Origin of the sequence: Paenibacillus sp. FSL P2-0121, assembly GCF_037975345.1 — a bacterium.
GTDB lineage: Bacteria > Bacillota > Bacilli > Paenibacillales > Paenibacillaceae > Paenibacillus_AQ > Paenibacillus_AQ odorifer.
In genome coordinates, this window is record NZ_CP150245.1 from 3804638 (window position 1) to 3825352 (window position 20715).

Annotated in this window: 21 protein-coding genes and 2 riboswitches; of the genes, 1 reads left to right on the forward strand and 20 read right to left on the reverse strand. The window is 43.7% G+C overall.

Annotated elements, in window-relative coordinates:
* Nucleotides 1-43: 43 nt before the first annotated feature.
* The 12 genes from MKY54_RS16805 to queF all read right to left on the reverse strand — a co-directional run bounded on the left by MKY54_RS16805 (nucleotide 44) and on the right by queF (nucleotide 10826).
* Nucleotides 44-1024 (reverse strand): ABC transporter substrate-binding protein, encoded by a 981-nt coding sequence (locus tag MKY54_RS16805; protein WP_076277598.1) that lies wholly within the window; start codon nucleotides 1022-1024, stop codon nucleotides 44-46.
* 60 nt (nucleotides 1025-1084) lie between these two features.
* Entirely contained in the window at nucleotides 1085-2038 is a 954-nt protein-coding gene (locus MKY54_RS16810; protein ID WP_036687770.1) for an ABC transporter permease, read from the reverse strand.
* Between the two features lie 71 nt (nucleotides 2039-2109).
* The gene (locus MKY54_RS16815; protein ID WP_339187196.1) at nucleotides 2110-3609 is read right to left on the reverse strand and encodes a sugar ABC transporter ATP-binding protein; all 1500 of its coding nucleotides are present in this window, start codon (nucleotides 3607-3609) and stop codon (nucleotides 2110-2112) included.
* Nucleotides 3610-3834: 225 nt separating this feature from the next.
* Nucleotides 3835-4680 carry a class I SAM-dependent methyltransferase gene (locus MKY54_RS16820; RefSeq protein ID WP_339187199.1) on the reverse strand — a complete coding sequence of 282 codons (846 nt, stop codon included), beginning with the start codon at nucleotides 4678-4680 and terminating at the stop codon, nucleotides 3835-3837.
* 32 nt (nucleotides 4681-4712) lie between these two features.
* Nucleotides 4713-5627, reverse strand: a complete 915-nt coding sequence (locus MKY54_RS16825) for a DMT family transporter (protein WP_175618917.1) — start codon at nucleotides 5625-5627, stop codon at nucleotides 4713-4715.
* 142 nt (nucleotides 5628-5769) lie between these two features.
* The gene (locus MKY54_RS16830) at nucleotides 5770-6906 is read right to left on the reverse strand and encodes a zinc-dependent alcohol dehydrogenase (protein ID WP_076274581.1); all 1137 of its coding nucleotides are present in this window, start codon (nucleotides 6904-6906) and stop codon (nucleotides 5770-5772) included.
* 81 nt (nucleotides 6907-6987) lie between these two features.
* Nucleotides 6988-7806, reverse strand: a complete 819-nt coding sequence (locus MKY54_RS16835) for a VanW family protein (RefSeq protein WP_076184375.1) — start codon at nucleotides 7804-7806, stop codon at nucleotides 6988-6990.
* A complete protein-coding gene (locus MKY54_RS16840) occupies nucleotides 7807-8328 on the reverse strand; it encodes a cysteine hydrolase family protein (protein WP_076190233.1) in 522 nt (173 codons plus the stop codon).
* 135 nt (nucleotides 8329-8463) lie between these two features.
* The gene (gene queE / locus MKY54_RS16845) at nucleotides 8464-9186 is read right to left on the reverse strand and encodes a 7-carboxy-7-deazaguanine synthase QueE (protein WP_339187202.1); all 723 of its coding nucleotides are present in this window, start codon (nucleotides 9184-9186) and stop codon (nucleotides 8464-8466) included.
* Nucleotides 9179-9661 carry a 6-carboxytetrahydropterin synthase gene (locus tag MKY54_RS16850; protein ID WP_036687544.1) on the reverse strand — a complete coding sequence of 161 codons (483 nt, stop codon included), beginning with the start codon at nucleotides 9659-9661 and terminating at the stop codon, nucleotides 9179-9181. Before MKY54_RS16850 ends, queE begins: the two co-directional genes overlap by 8 nt.
* On the reverse strand, nucleotides 9661-10323 hold the full coding sequence (queC, locus tag MKY54_RS16855; protein ID WP_339187204.1) for a 7-cyano-7-deazaguanine synthase QueC: 663 nt from the start codon (nucleotides 10321-10323) through the stop codon (nucleotides 9661-9663). The genes MKY54_RS16850 and queC overlap by 1 nt, the downstream gene beginning before the upstream one ends.
* A 29-nt stretch (nucleotides 10324-10352) precedes the next feature.
* On the reverse strand, nucleotides 10353-10826 hold the full coding sequence (gene queF, locus MKY54_RS16860) for a preQ(1) synthase (protein ID WP_036687775.1): 474 nt from the start codon (nucleotides 10824-10826) through the stop codon (nucleotides 10353-10355).
* Between the two features lie 163 nt (nucleotides 10827-10989).
* Nucleotides 10990-11033, reverse strand: a riboswitch (PreQ1 riboswitch).
* Nucleotides 11034-11345: 312 nt separating this feature from the next.
* Between queF and MKY54_RS16865 the strand changes: the two genes are divergently transcribed.
* Nucleotides 11346-11681, forward strand: coding sequence for a hypothetical protein (locus tag MKY54_RS16865; RefSeq protein ID WP_339187206.1), 336 nt, complete (start codon nucleotides 11346-11348; stop codon nucleotides 11679-11681).
* 64 nt (nucleotides 11682-11745) lie between these two features.
* Here the strand turns inward: MKY54_RS16865 and murB are convergent, their stop codons facing one another.
* The 8 genes from murB to MKY54_RS16905 form a co-directional block, all read right to left on the reverse strand.
* The gene (gene murB, locus MKY54_RS16870; protein WP_076106777.1) at nucleotides 11746-12657 is read right to left on the reverse strand and encodes a UDP-N-acetylmuramate dehydrogenase; all 912 of its coding nucleotides are present in this window, start codon (nucleotides 12655-12657) and stop codon (nucleotides 11746-11748) included.
* 150 nt (nucleotides 12658-12807) lie between these two features.
* On the reverse strand, nucleotides 12808-13608 hold the full coding sequence (locus MKY54_RS16875) for an ABC transporter ATP-binding protein (RefSeq protein ID WP_036687549.1): 801 nt from the start codon (nucleotides 13606-13608) through the stop codon (nucleotides 12808-12810).
* Between the two features lie 55 nt (nucleotides 13609-13663).
* Nucleotides 13664-14698, reverse strand: coding sequence for an iron ABC transporter permease (locus MKY54_RS16880; protein WP_076126695.1), 1035 nt, complete (start codon nucleotides 14696-14698; stop codon nucleotides 13664-13666).
* Nucleotides 14698-15753: an iron ABC transporter permease gene (locus MKY54_RS16885; RefSeq protein ID WP_076217749.1), complete on the reverse strand. Its 1056-nt coding sequence runs from the start codon at nucleotides 15751-15753 to the stop codon at nucleotides 14698-14700. Before MKY54_RS16885 ends, MKY54_RS16880 begins: the two co-directional genes overlap by 1 nt.
* Nucleotides 15754-15973: 220 nt before the next feature.
* Complete coding sequence (locus tag MKY54_RS16890; protein ID WP_339187210.1) at nucleotides 15974-16981, reverse strand: iron-hydroxamate ABC transporter substrate-binding protein; 1008 nt, start codon at nucleotides 16979-16981, stop codon at nucleotides 15974-15976.
* A 203-nt stretch (nucleotides 16982-17184) separates the two neighbouring features.
* The gene (locus tag MKY54_RS16895; RefSeq protein ID WP_076126699.1) at nucleotides 17185-19002 is read right to left on the reverse strand and encodes an APC family permease; all 1818 of its coding nucleotides are present in this window, start codon (nucleotides 19000-19002) and stop codon (nucleotides 17185-17187) included.
* 124 nt (nucleotides 19003-19126) lie between these two features.
* A riboswitch (cyclic di-AMP (ydaO/yuaA leader) is annotated at nucleotides 19127-19286 on the reverse strand.
* Nucleotides 19287-19480: 194 nt separating this feature from the next.
* Nucleotides 19481-19945 (reverse strand): disulfide oxidoreductase, encoded by a 465-nt coding sequence (locus MKY54_RS16900; protein WP_339187213.1) that lies wholly within the window; start codon nucleotides 19943-19945, stop codon nucleotides 19481-19483.
* Nucleotides 19942-20658, reverse strand: a complete 717-nt coding sequence (locus tag MKY54_RS16905; protein ID WP_076126808.1) for a DsbA family protein — start codon at nucleotides 20656-20658, stop codon at nucleotides 19942-19944. Before MKY54_RS16905 ends, MKY54_RS16900 begins: the two co-directional genes overlap by 4 nt.
* Nucleotides 20659-20715: the final 57 nt, after the last annotated feature.

Below are 20715 nucleotides of genomic sequence, written 5' to 3' on the forward strand. Positions count from 1 at the left end.
ATAATAGAGGCCGCCTGCGTGAGGCAACCTCTATTATTAAACTCTATTCGTATAGTAGAGGTTTGATCTCATCGGAATCCATATTGTTTTTATCATACCAGTGGAACCCCGTGTCGATGTTCTTTTCAACCGCTTCCCCTTTAATCGCTTGCACAGCTGCCTTCACAGCTTGATAGCCAATACCAATGGGGTCTTGTGTAACAGCACCAGCCACAACACCACTGCGGATAGCATCCATCAACTGCTTGCCAGAATCAAAGCCGACGACTACGATCTTACCATTCATTTGCAATTCATTAACTGCATTAGCCACACCTACAGCAGAGCCTTCATTAGAGCCATAGATTCCTTTCAGATCCGGATTTGCCTGCATCATCGCTTTCGCAAGGTCTGTGGACTTTAACTGATCTCCACCCCCATATTGCGGCTCTAACACTTGAATATCCGGATATTTTGCTTTCATTTGTTCCAAGAAGCCATCGCGACGCTGTTGCCCTGTGCTGCTCGTTTGGTCATGTATGACAAGACCCACTTTACCTTTCTTGCCAATCAGTTCAGCCATTTTATCTGCGGCCAAAGCAGCTGCTGCTTTATTGTTAGTCGCTGCTGTTGCTACAGGGATATCACTGTCTACACCAGAGTCAAAGCCGATGACCGGAATCTTATTTTCCTTTGCCTTTTCTAGATAAGGAATCGCAGCTTTGCTGTCCAGTGCGGCTAGCGCAATTGCTGCTGGCTTCTTGTCGAGAGCGGTTTGCAGCATCTCAATTTGTTTATCCACCTGACTCTCATTTTCTGGACCTTCGAAGGTAATCTCAACATCAAATTCCTTAGCAGCTTTCTCCGCTCCTTGCTTCACCGCTTGCCAGAATTGATGCTGGAACCCTTTTGATATGACTGGAATGTATGGTTTGTCTGAACCGGATGCACTCTTGTTACTATCATTGTTGTTACATGCACTCAGCAATGTAGTGACTAATAATAGACAGGCAAGCATGATAAACCCTCTACGACGCAGTTTCATTTGAATCTTCCCCCTCGTCATTTGCTTTGTATATCACTCCGGATGGAGATCATACCAAGTTTATTGCTTACGGCGGCGTAGAATATCAGCGTAAACCGCAATGATGATTACAACACCGACAATGACCGTCCGCCATTCCTGAGCCACGGACATAATCTGTAAGCCATTCGTCAGCACACTCATAATCAGTGCGCCAATAATCGTGCCTAGAATAGAACCTACACCTCCACTTAAGGAAGTCCCGCCAATGACCACTGCCGCAATAGCCTCTAGTTCATAACCGGTGCCCAGTGATGGCTGTGCTGAATTCAGACGTGATGCCATCAGGATACCTGCGATTCCACTAAAAATCCCTGTAATGGAATAGATAATAATCTTCCATTTGACTGTGTTCACACCTGATAAGCGAGTAGCTTCTTCATTACTGCCAAGCGCGAAGTTGTAACGCCCAATAATCGTCTTAGACAAGATTATGCTTGCGATCATACCGAGTAATAAGAAGATAACGATGGTGTTGGGTATACCGGGGATCATTTTACCCATGGCGATCTTGGCGAAGATCGGATCATCGTTGAAATATATAGGTTTGGCTCCGGTGATGACAAGCGACAAGCCTTTGGTGACCATCATAATCGCCAGAGTGGCGATGAAGGGTGGAATGTTCATCTTCGCCACCATCAAACCGCTGATGAAGCCGCACAATGCTCCAGCCAGAATCCCACCTACAATGCCTAACGGGACGGGCAGACCCCAGAAGGTAATAATGACTCCAACCATAACAGATGAGAATGTCATTACAGTACCCAGAGCAAGGTCGATGCCGCCCGTAATAATAACAAAGGTAGCTCCAAGCGCTAATACTCCGATTACAGCTGTAGAAACTAGAATTCCGACAAGATTTGAGAATTGAAAAAAGTTGCTGGAGGATAAAGAGAATACGATGACCAATATAATCAGACTGGCAAATGCCAATAATTTTTGTTTGAATCCGGATTGCCCTCCCGTTTGCTTCATACCCGCTGGCTGACTAATCTCTTTATCCGCGATCTTCATAGTCCTGACACCTCCGGTTAACTCTTGAACAGTTATGAACGTTTCGTCGCATATTTCATAATCGCCTCCTGCGATGCTTCTTCTGCGGGGAGTTCTCCTGTTATACGCCCTTCACACATAATGATAATCCGGTGGCTCATTCTTAGAATCTCAGGAAGATCTGAAGAAATGATAATGATCGCCTTCCCTTGACTCGCAAGCTGATCCAGCAGCTTATAAATTTCACTTTTCGCGCCTACATCAATACCTCGTGTAGGCTCATCGAAGATGAGTACATCACAGTCTCTAGTCAACCACTTGCCGATGACCACTTTCTGCTGATTACCTCCGGACAGAAACTTAACCTTTTGATCTACACTTGGAGTTTTGGTGGCTAGCGCTTCAACATGCTGCTCCGCTGAGCTTCGCATCTCCCGCTCCTTCATCCAGCCAAATGAATTACGGAATTTATAAAAGGAGGCAATCGCATTATTCATGCTGATATCCATATCCACAAGCAATCCGAAACGTTTGCGGTCTTCGGACAAATACCCAATACCATGCTGTACCGCTTGATGTGGCTGACGTATCCGAACCGATTTTCCATGGAGCATAATTTCACCCTCATCGATGGGATCGGCACCAAATACGGCACGTACAACCTCGGTACGTCCAGCTCCCATTAAACCAGCGAAGCCCAAAATCTCACCTTTATACAGATGAAAGCTAATATCCTTGAACGCATGCCCTCTAGAAAGCTTCCGAACTTCTAAGACAACTTGCTGAGTCTGTTTCGCAATCGTTGGTTTCGACGTTTGATATAATTCACGTCCAACCATCATGCTGATGATCTGATCAATCGTTATTGAATCGGTACGAACGGTATCTACATAACAACCATCACGCATAACTGTAATGCGGTCTGTAATTCGCTTCAATTCATCCATGCGGTGAGAGATATAAATAATTCCCACACCTTTATCTCGTAGCTGCTCAATCATTCGAAATAACTCGTTAATTTCTGTATCTGTTAACGCGGCGGTTGGTTCATCCATGATCAATACCTCGGCTTGGAAAGACAAAGCTTTAGCGATTTCAACCATTTGCTGATTAGCAACGGTCAGGTCTGATACCAAAACTCTGGGATCCAGCTTCAGATTCATTTGATCAAACAGTACCTGAACTTTTCGGTTCATCTCCACATCATCAACGAACCATTTCAGAGCTTTACGCGGCTCTCGTCCAATGTAAATGTTCTGGGCGACCGTAAGATGAGGCATTAAATTCAATTCCTGATGGATGATACTAATTCCAAGCTCCTGTGCTTCACGGGTATTAACAATCTCCACTTCATTTCCCTTGTACCACATTTGACCAGCATCCTTGGAATAGACACCTGTCGCAATCTTCATAAGGGTAGACTTGCCAGCGCCATTTTCTCCTACTAACGCATGAACTTCCCCACGCTTCAGCTCAAATTGACATTCATTCAAAGCATGAACACCTGGGAAAAACTTGTTGATTCCCTCCATACGAAGCAACACTTCGTTCATTTTGATATCCACCTCAAATTCTTTGAGAATGCCTTAACCCTTAAAGTAATCGCTTTCAATCCGGAATGTAAAATCATTGTATTCCCTATAAGTTGCCATTGTAATGGAATAATCTCCGTAAAAAAGTTTAAAATTTTATGTTTTACATACAAAAAAAGCTGAACCGAGAGCACCTCAGTTCAGCACAAATGTTATACCCTAAAAATCACATGTCAGCGAACCCTCCTAAAGGCTTGCGCCATTTCCAGCCACCAATGTGAAGGTCTTAGGAATTCCCTTATCATACACGTCGGAAGATAGATTAGGTTCTTCTACTAATTGGCGGATCACTAGTCCGCTATTAGCTGCTGCGGTTACAATTTCTCCGAGTGTCCAGCGGCGCCAATACACAACACTATGCTCTTGTTCACCTGCTGGTTTACCTGTGGAAGGCAAATACTTGGAATAGGATACCTTCTTCTCTTCCAATGAAGAGTCAAAATAATCTCCGTTTACTTTGTGTTTGCGTACCTTCGCAGTAGATCCCTTCGAGGAAATAAGCTTGGTCGTTACCGGATGAAAATCGCGGAGTACAAATACGCCTCCAGGAGATAGCAATCGGCGAGCCGCTTCCATGAATAGTGTAAGGTTGGTAAAGTAATGAACAATTCCTAACTCTGCAAAGACGATGTCATATGAACCATCAAGGACGTCTTCTGGCAGCTTAAGAATATCTGAGACGATATAGGTTAGTGGTACCCCTGCTTCTTGGGCAAGATCAGCCGCATATCGCGCATTGGCTTCCGAGAAGTCAGCAACCGTTACTTCCGCACCTAGTAATGAGAGTGCCACGGCCTTCATCCCGTTTGAGCCCATTAAATTCATCATTTTCTTACTCTTCACCTCTCCAAAAAAAGAAAGGAGCGGGTGAAGCTTTGCACTTGGTTCCTTTATTAATTTTGCAGCTGCTTCTGACGGTGTACCAAACCGAGTTACCCAAGCGGTATAAGTATCTTCGTTCCAAAGCTCTTCGCTTGTTGGCACAGCGTTTTTTTCTGCCTGATTATTTGAATATTGATTCTGCTCTTCCATCCATTGCTACCCCTTTATGTGTAAAATATCTGTTATGAAGCATTCTGAATGGCATCAGCCATCCGGATAGTTTTCCTTCTTCCCGCGTACAAATATACTGCGAGGCCAATCATAACGAGCAGCCCACCTGCCCATTGTAAGGTTGTTAGCTGCTCACCCAAGAGTAAATACGCTAAGATACTGGCACCCACTGGTTCTCCTAAAATGTTCATTGAAACCGTAGTCGCGGATACATATTGTAGTAACCAATTAAACAAAATATGGCCAAACACCGTTGGCACCACTGCTAACAATACAAAGATTCCCCATTCCTTGGCCGGATAATTAAAAAAGGAAATCCCCATGAACAGATTGTATACGGCAAACACGCCAGCGGCTGATAAGAAGACAATCAAGCTATATAAGTAAGAGGGCATGCGCACCACTAGCTTTTGACCGATCAGCATATGTACAGCTACCGCGACAGTACCTCCGACCGATAATAGATCACCTTTTAGATTATCCGCAGAGATGCCGATATCACCCCAGCCGATAAACACGACACCGCCAATCGCAATGCCAAGCCCTAGAATAGCGGACAGAGCTGTCTTTTCCTTATACAAAAAATAAACACCCAGCATAATAAATACAGGCTCCAGCGCCATGATCATTGTTGAACTAGCTACCGAAGTATACTTCAATGATCCCATCCATAGCAAAAAGTGCAGCGCAAGCATTGCGCCTGAGAGGATGAGCATTAGCCAGTCTTTTTTACGAAGAGCAAAAGCAGCTCCACTATAGGGTCTTGCAAAAGGTAGCATCAGCAGTGAGGTAAATAATAATCTGTACATGCCTTGTATAGATGCAGGTGCATCAGACCATTTAATAAAAATGGCGGAAAAGGAGATGGCCACAATCCCTATCAACATTAATAGTGGAATCGGAAGTGGCGGTTTTTTAAGTTTCACATGTTACGCGTCCTTTCAATATCTTAAGTCACTTATGTTAATTTAACGCAGACCGTGAAAAAATGCATCTATTTTCATAAGATTTCACTAAAAAAAGCACAAGCAATGTCATTTCTGACGAAAGCTCATGCTTCTTAAAAGGCTACGGCTTCAGAACAACCTTGATGCAATCCTCTTTTTTCTCACTAAAAACGTCATAGCCATGCTCCGCTTTACTAATTGGCAGGCGATGCGTAATGATATCTGTAGGATCAAATTTATTTTCTTTAATCATCTTATACAGCAACGGCATATAGTGAATCACCGGCGCTTGTCCCATTTTTAAAGTAATGTTGCGTTCAAATAGATGACCCAAAGGGAACATATTGTAATTAAGCCCATAAACTCCCACAAGCTGAATAGTTCCGAATTTACGTACGATATCCGAGGCCATTCTAAATGCACTGAGTGAGCCTCCCTGTAGCTTCAGAGTGGTTTCCACTTTCTCCAAAGCAGATATTTTGGCATCTAAACCTACACAGTCAATAACTACATCTGCGCCCCCATGTGTTATCTCCTTCAAATGAGCTTCAATATCCTTAATCTCTTCAAAGTTGTAAATTTCGACATTATTGGTCAGCTTCGCATGCTGCAGACGATAGCCAATATGATCAACCGCAATGACTCTTGAGGCACCTTTGATCCAGGCAAACTTCTGAGTAAGCAGTCCAACAGGACCGCAGCCGAGAACAATGACTGTATCCCCTGGCTTCACTCCGCCGCTTTCTACTCCCCACCAAGCAGTAGGCACAATATCAGATATGAAAAGAATTTTCTCATCTTCCATTTCTGCATCCTCCGGAACTACAAAAGGGCCAAAGTTACCATAAGGTACCCGTAGCAATTCAGCTTGTCCGCCTGCAAAACCGCCATAAGTATCGGAATAACCAAGATAACCGCCTGTGTCCTTGGCGTCATTAGCATTGTCGCATTGGCTCTCCATCTCATGCTGGCAGAAAAAACACTGCCCACAGGCGACATTAAAGGGGATGATGACTCGGTCACCTTTTTTGACTTTAGTTACGTCAGGACCCACTTCCTCAACAATCCCCATCGGCTCATGACCAATAACATAATCATCATGCATACCTGGTATTTCCCCGTTATAAATGTGCAGATCCGAGCCACAAATCGCCGTAGTGGTAATCCGAACAAGGATGTCATCTTTTTTCTCAAGCGTCGGATCAGCTACTTCTTTAACTTTCACTTTTTTCTTCCCTTGGTAGGTTAGTGCTTTCATGCTGTTAATCCGCTCCTTTGGAGATGGTCTAGAGATATAATTTTCATGCCTTTCTATGTTATATCCCTAAGCCCTACCCTCTTATCCATGAAGAAGCGGAGAATACATCATTAGTGCGTAATTATCAGTTACAGCTTCATCTCCAATTAGATCTCCAGAGCGTGTATATACTTTTCGACTGATCTTGTTACTGCGTATATATCCGCCCCAAGGCTCTAGACTAATCCTATGATCACTTTCGTATACTTCATAATCATAAAACGCCTGCTCATTGCATCTCCACTCCCCGTGTAAATGGCTATCGTCCAGCCAGAGCTTTAGTTGATACGTTTGAGCGGTGTTATTTTTTAATTGAAGATCCAAATAGTTATAAGAACAGGTCGCCCCGCTTCCAAAAGGTTGTGTACGTTGTTCATCTGGAAATACATCATAACTGTGACGATGCCGTTCCATAACGGTAAGTGGCGTATGCAGTGCCATCCAATAGATCAGATTAGACAACTGGCATAAGCCTCCTCCAACCCCGGAATGAAAACCACCATAATGCAGCACCATACCCTCCAGATACCCTTTTCGCTTAGTGGGCTTACCAATACTTCTCCAGTAGGAAAAAGTCTCCCCCGGCTGCACAACAAGTCCATCCAGCTTCGCAATTGCCAGCCGTAAGTTAGTTATTTTATTGTATTGAAGCACCATATCTACATTCCGAAGACTTCTTAATAACGGGGTAGCATGAGTCATAGCTGCATAAGTTAAAGTTTCATCCGTACGCTGCTTCGCTATTTTGCTTCGTCCAGTGCACCATTTCAAATATCTTTTCCAAATAAAATATCGTTTGCCAGCAAACAATCTAAGGCGAGAACGCTGAATAGGCTTCATGGCAGCCTGGGGTGTATTCATCTAGAACTGAACCTCGCTTTCAGCTCGTAACTGGGCGAATCTACCTCCAATTATCGCATTATGATGCTTAACGATCTCCCTACTACTCAGAACCCCATTATCAAAGGTGCTATGAGCGTCTGAGACCAGTACACTTTTATATCCCATGCTGTATGCGCGTCTTATCGTCGTATCCAGACAGAATTCACTTTGCATCCCACAGATCACCAGATTCGTAATCCCGAGCTTCTGGAGTTCATCTTGCAGTTCCGTTCGGTGAAAAGCATCCCAAGTAGGCTTCTCAACGATAACTTCGCCTTCCTGCGGTGTGATGCGGTGACTGATCTGCCAAGTGGGTGTACCTTTTGTGTACTCCTCATCTTCGGTATGTTGAATATACACAATAGGAGTACCTGCTAATCGAGCTTTTTGCTGAAGGGAGACAATCCTGTCCATCACACCCTCTTCATCGTACAGCTTTAGATCATAGGAGAACATGGCTTCTTGAACATCGATAATTAATAATGCTGTTGATTGTTCCAAATGAATAACCTCCAAGAGCTTTTTTTAAAATCATACCAGAAACTGGGACAGACTATCTACCTACTAGAAGTTACAACTGTTAAAAATAAAAACCGAGTATCTGTAAGCAGATACCCGGACGATTTCATCAAACATTTATTTGCCACGCTTATTATGCCAGATCAATGCATGCAGCTGTGGAAGTACACGAACCTTGTTCATACCCGAATCCGCGATTACTTTATTAAACAACCACTCCAGCCTTCCCAGAAGTCGAGCAGAAATGTTGCCCTCTTCCGTGACATCATCATTACCAGGCTGCAGAAAGAGCTGCACATTCGGATATCGCTGGTGAACGTTTTTCGCATAATCAAAATCATTATCATCAAACACTACGACCTTCAAGCTATGCGTAGAACGACCCAGTTTCTCCATCTTACTCATGATGTTATCTAGCATTTCCCAATTCGTTGTCATTCCTGAGCTTGGAGGTTTAGGACTGATTGTCAGCACATCCACGTCATTGAACCAATCCTGCCATTTACTCCCCTGAGTTTCTATCGCTGCTTTTATTCCACGCTCATGAAGCAGGTTGATGAAGGTACCCATTCCTTCACCAATCAAGGCAGGATTACCGCCTGAAATCGTAACACAGTCGAAATTATCTCCAGCTAACGCCAATAATTCATTTATGATTTCTTCTGCTTCCATCATGCGAACCTTATTCTTAGCCGTACCATCCCAAGTAAAAGCGGAGTCACACCAGCCGCAGCGATAATCGCAGCCATAGGTGCGGACAAACATCGTCTTCACTCCAATTACCGCACCTTCGCCTTGAATAGTTGGACCGAACATTTCAATTACAGGAATCTTACTCACAATCACAGCCTCCATACAAACGGTAGGATGGCCCTTCATCCGGAACATCTTCAGCCAGCACCTCTGCCCAAGAGGTTGGAGTCTCCCATAGCTTTACCGAGTACAAAGGCAACCCTGCTTGCTTAAGCTTGTAGGCAATATATGAAGACATATTCTCTACTGTGGTGCGGAAAGACAACAAGGCTACTTTGGAGCCCGTATTCGTTAACGTCTCTAACACAGGTTCATTTCCCATGGCAAGAAAAGCGTGATCTAAACGATCTACAAGGCTTTGTTGTACTGTCATTTTGATATCGCTGAAATCAATGACGAAACCTTCATCCGAGTGGCCTTCCGCGGCCATAGGTTTGCCCTTAAGCACTACTTCGAGCTTATAAGTATGTCCGTGCAGATTGCTGCATTTCCCTTTGTGTCCCACTAACTGGTGTGCCGCATCGAACGTAAATATTTTGCAGACTGAAACCTCGTTAAGCATTAAGAACCGGCCTCCATTCTCTCCGCCTCATATTGCTCAAGACCACGCTGACGCAATAGACAGGCTGGACAAGTACCGCAGCCACTGCCAATAATACCGTTGTAACAGGTCAGTGTGTGTTCGCGAACATAATCAAAATACCCCAGTGCATCGGCCATTTTCCACGTTTCTTTTTTATCCAGCCACATTAGGGGAGTGTGGATCGCAAACTCATAGTCCATAGATAAGTTCAGCGTAACATTCAATGATTTCACAAAAACATCACGGCAGTCCGGATAACCGCTAAAGTCCGTTTGGCAAACCCCAGTGACGATATGGGAGTACCCCAGTTGTTTAGCTAATATTGCGGCAAAAGATAAAAACAACAAATTCCGTCCATCGACGAAAGTACTTGGAAGCTCATCTCCTTCACCAGCCAGAATATCTATATCCTGACGGGTAAGTGCATTGGGTGCCAGCTGATTGAGCAGCCCCAGATCAAGAATATGCTGTTTTACATTAAACTTAGCTGCTATCTCTGTTGCAACTTCGATTTCAGCCGCATGACGTTGACTATAGTTGAAGGTAACTACCTGCACTTCCTCATACTGCTGCAATGCCCAAACCAGGCAAGTGGTGCTATCTTGTCCGCCGCTGAATACGACGAGTGCTTTTTTGTTCATATGAATCTCTCCTTATCACAAGTTGGAATTTAGCGGTTGTCCACTTTTTCTGGATAGAGGTCGTGATTGATTAAGCGGTGTTCCGCCATCGCCTCATACTTCGTACCCGGTCTTCCATAGTTGCAATAAGGATCAATTGAAATGCCTCCGCGCGGAGTGAACTTGCCCCATACCTCAATGTAACGCGGATCCATCAGTGAGATCAGATCATTCATAATAATGTTGACACAGTCCTCATGGAAATCACCATGGTTGCGGAAGCTAAACAGATACAGCTTTAATGATTTGGATTCCACCATTTTTTGTTCAGGAATATACGAAATATACAGCGTGGCAAAATCCGGCTGACCCGTTACAGGACACAAGCTAGTGAACTCAGGGCAGTTGAATTTAACAAAATAATCACGCCCGGGATGTTTGTTATCAAACACCTCCAGAATGTCTGGATCATAACCAAACTTGTACTGTGTTCCCTGATTACCAAGCAAAGTAACTTCTTGCATTTCCTCTTTCAATCTTCCTTCTGACACGACAAAAAACCCCTCTCTTTTCCTTCGGCCTTGGCCGGTAATGGAAAGAAGAACGAGATTTCGAAAACTTGGCTCCACTAAGAAGAAACGGAAGCAACGTCCGGATAAAGGACAGCAACCGCTTGTACTGTTTAATATATTCTTAGTTTTTTATAGAGGGAGTTCGCGAACCTCTCCTGCACAACTTTAGCGCAGACTTCTTCTTAAAGCATATTGCGTCTTGAACTATACCATGGGTAGCCCGCTCCTGACAAGTTCTACTCTTTACTGTTACCTTATATAGATCAGCAAATAACTCCAGATTAACGTGGATAGACCTGCGTATGTAGAGATTAGGAAGCTCAAAAACCACGGCAATTTGATCGCGGATTTCTTTTTAATTACATGAACTATTCATACAGTTAATTAAGATGTGGCAAAAAAAAGGATTCAAATCCTAAGAAAAGGGTAACTTATTCATAATAATCTTCGAGCTAAGGGTGGGAGCATTTTATGGAACAAAGTATACAGCAGCTTATGGATTGGCTTAACAATCATTTAAATGAAACAATCGCTATTGAAAAGAAAGAACTTCGTGATCTGGATAAAGTTCATTTCAATTTAGAGGCCGTAGATTTCCGCAGTGCAGACGACGTAATTGATGAATATCTTGGAAGTGCACTGATATTAAGAGGTTTCGGCAGCACACTTAACGCCGATGGTGAACTGGTATCCCTGCCACAATCCACTTATGATTTAGCTGTTGAAGGTCTTCAAATCGTAGACTTAGCCGACCGCAAGGCAGAAATAACTACGGACAGAGCTAATTACATCCTTTCAGTAGATTAAACGAACATGATTATGATAAGCAAAAAGAGCCCACAGCGATCTGCGGGCTCTTTTTGCTTATCATTTATTCTTCTCCAATGATCTCCACTTCAGTTTCCAGCTCTACACCGAATTTATCCTTCACAGTCGCTCTTACATGGTGGATTAGCCCGATGTAATCACTGGCTGTTGCATTATCTGCATTCACAATAAATCCCGCATGCTTCTTGGATACCTCAGCACCGCCGATTCTTGTACCCTGTAAGCCGCTCTCTTGAATTAACTGACCTGCAAAACGGCCTGGAGGCCGCTTAAACACACTCCCACAGGATGGATACTCAAGCGGTTGCTTCGATTCACGTAAATAAGTTAGTTCATCCATTTTTGCCTTGATCGTTAAAACATCACCGGAAGTCATAGCAAATTTGGCCTCAAGTACAATATACTCACCGCTTGCGAATACACTTTTTCTGTATCCCCATTGCAGCTCATCTCCTTGCAGAGTTACCAATTGCCCGTTCTTATTTATAGCTAGTGCACTATGCAGGACATCTTTGATCTCACCGCCATAAGCACCTGCGTTCATATAGAGCGCTCCACCAACTGTTCCTGGAATGCCACAGGCGAACTCAAGACCCGTAAGCTCCTTATCAAGCGCATATCTGGAAACATCAATTATTTTGGCACCACATTGCGCATATAAGAGATTGTCGCGAATTCCCATTTCGGTCAGTCCTGCCGTTTGCAGAACGATTCCACGTACACCTCCATCACGGATAATCACATTGGAGCCATTCCCAAGTACCGTAAGGGTTATCCCATTTTGTTCTGCATATGTAACGATCTTTTGAATTTCATCATAAGTAGCTGGTGCAGCCAAAATATCAGCTTTGCCGCCCATTTTAGTGTACACGTGATCTTTTAAATTCTCATGACTTTTCACTATTCCTGCAGTCATTAGCTGCTCTAGATCATCTTGAATTTTGTCAATATTCATGTTTTCATGCTCCTTTAACCATGTATAAATGATGGTCCTTGATCTATTTTAAAGAGTTATTATGAAATTGTAGGCAACCACAACTGTAACAACGAACAGGCTCCCTTGTCAATGACGGGAGCCTGTTCGTTGTATGTTTTTAGATGATAATTACACAGCTTTATAGGCAGCAAGCTCGTAAGGAAGACACAGTGGCACACCCGTACGTGGATCCGGAACGATATCCGCTTCAATTCCAAACACTTCCCGCAATACATCTGGTGTCATAACCTCAGTAGGTGAGCCTTCGCTAACCACAGTACCGGACTTAATCGCTACCATATGCTGCGCATAACGAGTAGCATGATTCAAATCATGCACGACCATGATAATGGTACGGCCTTCTTCCTCATTCAGCTTTTGCAAAAGTTGAAGAACTTCGAGCTGATGCGCCATATCTAGGAACGTTGTAGGCTCGTCAAGGAATAAAATATCTGTTTCTTGAGCCAACGCCATAGCGATCCAAGCGCGTTGACGTTGTCCACCAGAGAGACGGTCAATAGGGCGATCATGAAAAGATTCCATGCCCGTAACAGAGATGGCGTTGGAGATGATGTTGCGATCCTCTGCGGTCATCGTGCCAAATCCTTTTTGATGAGGGAAACGACCATAGCTGACCAGCTCAGATACCGTCAGACCGTCAGGAGCCGTTGGGTTCTGCGGTAGAATCGCTAGCTGACGAGCAACCTCTTTAGTTGAAAAGTTATGGATCGATTTGCCGTCCAGCATTACGGTGCCACTCTTCGGCTTCATAATCCGGGCCATCGTTTTGAGGATTGTAGATTTACCGGAGCCGTTAGCGCCCACTAGTGCGGTGATTTTCCCCGTAGGGATAGACAAGTTCAATCCCTTAACTATAGTAGCCTCAGCATACCCAATACTTAATTCTTCTGTATTCAAACGTTCTGACATGATCTACAACTCCCTTAAAAGTTTTATGGAGCTATGCTCCTAAGTATGAACTAATTTACGCTTTCGACTTGGCGAGTAAATATAAAAAGTAAGGTGCGCCAATAATCGCAACCACAATGCCAGTAGGAACTTCGGCAGGTTGCAATACCCATCTACCAATGGTATCAGCGGTAATCATAAGAAGCGCCCCTGTCAAAGCACTAGCAGGTAATAACACCTGATGACGGGGTCCCACCAGCCTGCGAGCCAGGTGTGGTGCTATCAGGCCGACGAAGCCAATACCTCCACTTACCGCGACGCAGGAGCCGGCAAGCGCTACGGCTGTTACCAGAAGGAGAATACGTTCCTTCTCCACACGCATTCCTAGACCTAATGAAGTATGGTCCCCTAGATTCAATACATTTAGAACCCGGGCTTTATAGAAGGCGAACGGTAACAGAATCGCGATCCAAGGCAGCAAAGCAAGGACGAATCTCCAATCCCCACCCCATATTTTCCCGGCGATCCAAGTAGCTACAAATTGATAATTATTAGGATCAAGCCTAAGTGCCAATACAAGCTGGCAAGCATTGATTCCTGCAGCGACCGCAATCCCGATAAGGATCAGCCTTGTAGGAGACAGACCATCTGCCTTCCGGTAGGCAAGAATATAGATTAAAGCTGCGGTCAGGCCAGCCCCACCAAGCGCTAGGAGAGGCAAGACAAATACCGGAGCTGCTGTTGTAGCCGGAAAAAACGAGATAAAAATGATTACCGCAAAACCTGCACCAGCACTTATGCCCAGCGTAGCCGGTTCAGCGAGTGCATTACGTGCGAGACTTTGTAGAATACAGCCCGATACTGCAAAGCCCGCTCCAACTAACAATGAAATTACGATGCGGGGTAATCTGAAATCAAATAAAATAAGCTTTTGCTGATGTGTTCCATCACCCATGAGTGTATGTAATACCTCTAGTGGGGATAGACGCATAAACCCTGTATTCATACTGACTATAAACACAACGACGATCAGTATAGCAAGGAGTGATAACACCGTTAGGGCGCGTGTGCGGCGTTCTTTTTCATCTGGAGTAAGGGTTAATTTGGGCATTACAGCTCCCCCTTCCGCTTACTCGCTAAATAAATAAAGAACGGTACGCCGATGATGGCAATTAAAGCTCCTAGCGGTGTCTCATACGGTGCATTTATCATTCTTGCGGCAATATCTGCAAAGATAATCAATAAGCTCCCTAGAACTGCGGAGCAAGGGATAATCCAGCGGTAGTCCACTCCAACGAAATAACGAGTAACATGTGGAATAATTAGTCCTATAAAAGCAATCGGGCCAACCGTTGAAACCGCACTTCCAGCTAAGATAACCACAACAATCATACATGCCAATTGAACTAACCTTGTCCGCTGCCCCAGACCAACCGCTACTTCTCTTCCTAAGCTGAGCAATGTGACGGATCGTGATAACATCATTGCTGCAATTAAGGCTACGGCCACCCAAGGGAATATAATCTTGATCTGAGTCCAGCTAGCTCCACCCATCCCACCAGCTAACCAGAAGGCTATGTCCTGAGATAAGTTGAAAAGAATAGCTACTCCCTGACTAATAGCAACCAATAAAGCACTAACAGCCGAACCTGCTAATGTCAATCGCAAGGGGGTCAGGCCATTAAAAGAAAGCGAACCGATTCCGAATACGATAAAAGAGGCCACAGCGGCACCGATAAAGCAATACAACATTAGTGAAGTGAATGAGAGTGAGGGTGCAAAAGCAAATACTATGGCCAGCGCTACCCCTGCTCCTGCATTCAAGCCTAACAGCCCTGAATCCGCAAGCGGGTTTCTTGTCATCCCCTGCATGATAGCCCCTGCTACTGCGAAGCAAGCACCGACTAAGGCGCCAGCAATAGCACGTGGAAATCGCAGTTCTCTAATTACCTGATGTTTTTGTAAATCTGGATTGAAATGAAATATAGCTTCCCATACCGTAGCTAACTTGATATCTGCTGCACCTACTGAGACCGAAAGTGCCAATCCGAAGGCAATGGCAGCAAGTCCAAAAATAAGAATACCAATGGCAGCTGCCGGTCGGGTATGTAGAGCTTTTTTGGGTTCATTTTTAATACGATTTGCGAAATCTGAGGGTGAAACCATGAGCCGTCTCCTTATTCAATAGTTACAATGGTTTATATGATAACAACAATCATTCTCATTATCGCAAAAATATTTATGTTGTACAATTGCAGGATCGATTTTTCCGTACTATGGGATTGGTTTATAAAAAAATGGTGCAGATCTTTGTATCCCGAGATACTTGATCTGCACGCTCTTCCCCACCGAAATGATCAGTCTCATTCATGGTGAATTACGACTTTTATTTCACAAGACTTTTTAGCACATCGTCAATGATTTTTCTGCCAGCGTTCGCACCACTGTAAAGCCAGCTGCTTGTTGAGCTCATTTCATGCACATTTCCAGCTTTTACAGCTGGGATGCCCTTCCAGATTGCACTATCTAGGATCTCCGAACCCTCAGTCTTATCACTATTTACAAGGAAAATATGATCTGCGGTCAGCTCAGAAAGCTTCTCTAGTGAGATCGGATTCCAAGTTGCTCTTGTTCCTACTGGGATCTCTGTTACTAAGTTAGGCAGCGTTACGCCAAGGTCTGTATATAATACAGCTCCACTGCTGCGGGTTTCGTCTACAATATAGAAGTTTTTTTGCACCAACCATAAAATAGCCGCGGACTCTTGTCCAATAGCTCCTGCAAGCTGTTCTTTCGCAGCCGCTGCTTTAACATCATAATCTTTAATGGCTTTTTCTGCTTCAGGGGTTTTGTTCAAAATCTCACCCATCTTGAGCAACGATTTGCGCCAATCTTGATTTAGTTCATCCCCAATTACATAAGTGGGTGCAATCTTATTCAACTGATCGTAAATCCCGTTCTGAACAGAAGACTCCGATGGGATGATAATAAGATCCGGAGCAAAGCTGATTACAGCCTCTAACGGAAGGTCGTAACTAATTGTAGGAACATCCTTCAATTCAGTGGCCAGATAATCCTGAACGCCGTTTGTAACTGACCATTGAGCTACTGGAGTTACACCCAGAGTTACCAAAGAGTCTTCCAAATATGAACCCAGAACGCGCTGTGGATTAGCCGGAATCGTTACTTTATGACCCATTGCATCTGTTAACGTCTTAGGTGCAGCAGGTGCCTCTGTAGATTCTGCTGTAGGCGCTGTTGTAGGCGCTGTTCCTGCATTTGATGAGCTTTCAGCATTATTATTACCACAAGCGGAAAGTATTAGCGTCATCACTATTAGTCCGCTCATCGTCACTTTCATGCTTCCTGATCTTTTTCTGTTAAGCCAAAACATTAAAAACCCTCCTATATGTAACTGCTTTGATATTCAAAGGTGACCTTTACCTCTGCTTCACTTTTAAATGATATTGATTCTCATTCTCTGTGTCAACATATAAATTTCAAATTCTGTGGATTTGCAACAATTTCCTTCATATAAAATACAAAAGAGGTTATATTCCGAACGTTCCGGATATAACCTCATCTTTAATCTTCTACTTATTTATTTAAATGATACGGGACAGTCGCTACTACAACGTCCTTTTGATTCATTAGATACGAGCGGATTAAAAAGCTGGTCTGATTATGAAGCACGGCTTGCCACCAATGTTTGGTAATAAACTGTGGAATCAAAATCGTGATGTGATCCGTCGCAGCGGTCTTCCACTCTACCGTATCGATAAACTTCACTAACGGACGAATGATACTACGATATCTGGAACGAAGAACAATCAGGCGTACACCTGGATTCCATTCCTCCCACCGTTGCTCCATCTTATGAATGTCTTCTTCATCAAAGCCTACATACACAGCAACAACATTATCTGTTAGAGACTTCGCATAGCTGATGGAATGTAATACAGCACGTGTAACCCCTGCAACAGGAACAACTACAGTACTTCCTTTAATTACAGGTTTATCAGTAGCCGGACATATACGCAGTTGATCCGCAGTATTCAAATAATGCTTATGAATACGGTGGAACACGAACATTACAGCAGGTAAGAAAATGAATGCCATCCATACGCTCGAGAATTTAGTAATGATAAATATAAGCGTAATCGTCAATGTAGTCAGCATACCGATGGTATTTACTACAAATCTTTTCACCCATCCAGCGGGTCTTGTTTTGATCCAATGCACCATCATCCCCAGTTGGGATAAGGTAAAAGGAATGAACACGCCTACCGCATATAGTGGAATCAAACCTTCCGTATTCCCATGGAATGCAGTCACAAGTATGATAGACATAACTCCTAGAAAAATAATGCCGTTTGAGAAGCCCAGGCGGTCACCACGGACCATAAATGCATGTGGCAGATATTTATCTTTTGCAAACATAAAGGCGAGCAGCGGAAACGCTGAATATGCTGTATTAGCTGCCAAGAACAAAATCACTGCTGTAATCCCTTGAATGAAAAAGTACAATCCGCCACGGCCAAAGGTCGATTCAGCGATCTGAGAGACAACCGTAGCCTTTTCATCTGGCACAATACCATACCAATATGCCAGCACAGTGATTCCGGTAAACATAAAGCCAAGGATAAGTCCCATGATCATTAGCGTCTTGGCTGCATTTTTCTCAGCCGGTGCCTTAAAGTTTGGGATCGCATTAGATACGGCCTCAACCCCCGTTAGGGCTGAACAACCAGAGCTAAACGCTTTTAATAGTAGAAACAAACTTACATTAGATACGGCGCTGCCTATTTCAGGAACATTCGCATGCGCGCCACCCATTGCATATTTAACGATACCGGAGATAATCAGAACAACAATCGAAACCACAAACAAATACACTGGAATTGCGATAAATGAAGCCGATTCAGTCACTCCGCGAAGATTAATGATTGTTAATAAAACGATAACAGATACAGCGATGAGAACAGTATGATTATGAAGACTTGGAAAAGCCGATGTGATCGCATCCGTCCCTGCCGAGGCACTAACCGCTACGGTAAGAATGTAATCCACCAATAATGAACCCCCAGCGAGCAGCCCTGTCGGAATACCAAGATTACTCTTGGCTACGATATAAGCTCCGCCTCCTTGCGGATAAGCAAAAATCGTCTGCCGATAGGATAAAATCAGGATGGCCAGCAGGCCCAATACGGCTAATGCAATTGGCAGGGAATACCAGATGGCAGTAAACCCGGCAGCCACCAGTACAATCAGAATTTGTTCCGTTCCGTAGGCTACAGACGAGAGCGCATCAGAAGACAGGACAGCCAGTGCTTTAACCTTGGATAACTTTTCATGATCGAGTTCATTCGACTTCATCGGACGGCCGATCAATAGTCGTTTTACCTTGCTTACCATGGTGGATACAGTTCCTTTCTTTGGGAGCTGAAACGGAATTTCCGTGCGCTGTTTTCATCGGTGGATTTCATAAATGCAGACACAAAAATAAGCATACGGAAATGATCCGCATGCTTATGCATGGTCATTTTCCCACCTTGCTTACGAGGTTAGCTGGCGGATTCGGGCTGTGGTTATAGCCCTACGGTAGAGGTCTGTTCGACCCGGTTCCGATTCACCCCATTGGCATGAATGCCAAGTTTGGTTCCCCCGTTTTTCCTAAGAAAATTCAGCGCATATTCAACTTCTCACAAGGTCTAATATTAGTCTACAAAGTGCCTACAGTAAAGCGTTGAAAAAAATGAAAAAAGAATGAAAAAACATCCAATAAGCTCAAATATAGCGTCTTATTGGATGCTCTCTTTCATTATCTTCAATTATCCCTCTAGCCCGTGATTTTAATACCTTTTCAGCTTTTTTGTACCTTCCAAAGTGAAAACTAAAATCCTAAGCTCTCCTCTGCATCTACGTCAATCATTTCTTCTTCCTTACGTCCATACCAAAGAAGGAGACTAATTAGAGCAAAAGCGATTAAAGCTAACAAAGGAATCGTAATAAATCCGAAGTAGTTCAAATAATCTTTATTACAAGGAACACCAATTGTACAAGGTAGAACTTTACTTAATGCTGGAATCTTCTGTTCCGCATAATGATAGATTGAGATACTGCCACCAATCAAACTTAATGGAAGCACATAAGGAATGACGCGCTTATCTCCACGGAAAGTGGCAATTCCCAACAAAAATAACTGCGGATACATAAAAATCCGCTGAAACCAGCAAAGCTTACAAGGTTCATACTTCAAGACTTCACTTAAATACAAGCTACCAGCTACAGCAACCAAAGAGACGAACCAGGCCAGATAGAGGCAGTTACGCTTGCAAAAAGATAGGAATTTTGTCACTTTGCCTCCACTGCTTTTGCGGCGGTGTTAATTTCAGATGTAATCGCTTCAATATCGAAAGGTTCAGCCGTTTTCACTCCATTAATGTAGAGCGAAGGCGTAGTTGTCACGCCTGCGTCAGTTGCCAACTGAATGTCTTTCTTCAGCTCATCTGCATAAGTTTTCTCTTGGATGTCTTTACGCAACAGATCGTAATCGATCGCTAATTTCTCTTTTTCAGCAAGGCTTACCAAGAAATCCTCAGTGGCCCATTCCACGCTCTCATCCCCTTGCTGCGCATACACAGCATCATAGAACTTCCAGAATTCATCCTTATTCTGATGGTATACAGACAATGCAGCTAGTGAAGCTGTCTCAGAGTCAGGACCAACGAAAGCCATATTTACAAAGTAAAGAGCTGCTTTTCCCTCGTTGACAAAATCTTGAACAATTTTCGGTTTCATGGAGCCAGCAAACTGGGAACAAGCTGGACATTTGAAATCACCAAATTCAACAAGCTTAACAGGTGCATCCTCATTACCAATCCTAGGTAGCTCACTGTAATTGAATTCTACCGGTTCTCCTGTAGAGACATTCTTTGCTGCATCTTTCGAAGCTAACATAAACAATCCAACAAAAATGATAACTACTACAGCTATTGAACTAATAACTAAAATTCTCGTTTTCTGCTTCTGTTGCTCCTGTTCTACCCGTCGTTTCTCTTGTTTGCTCAACTGGGGAACATTTGGACTTTTTTTAGGTTTACTCAAGGAGAATTCCTTTCTGTCCTC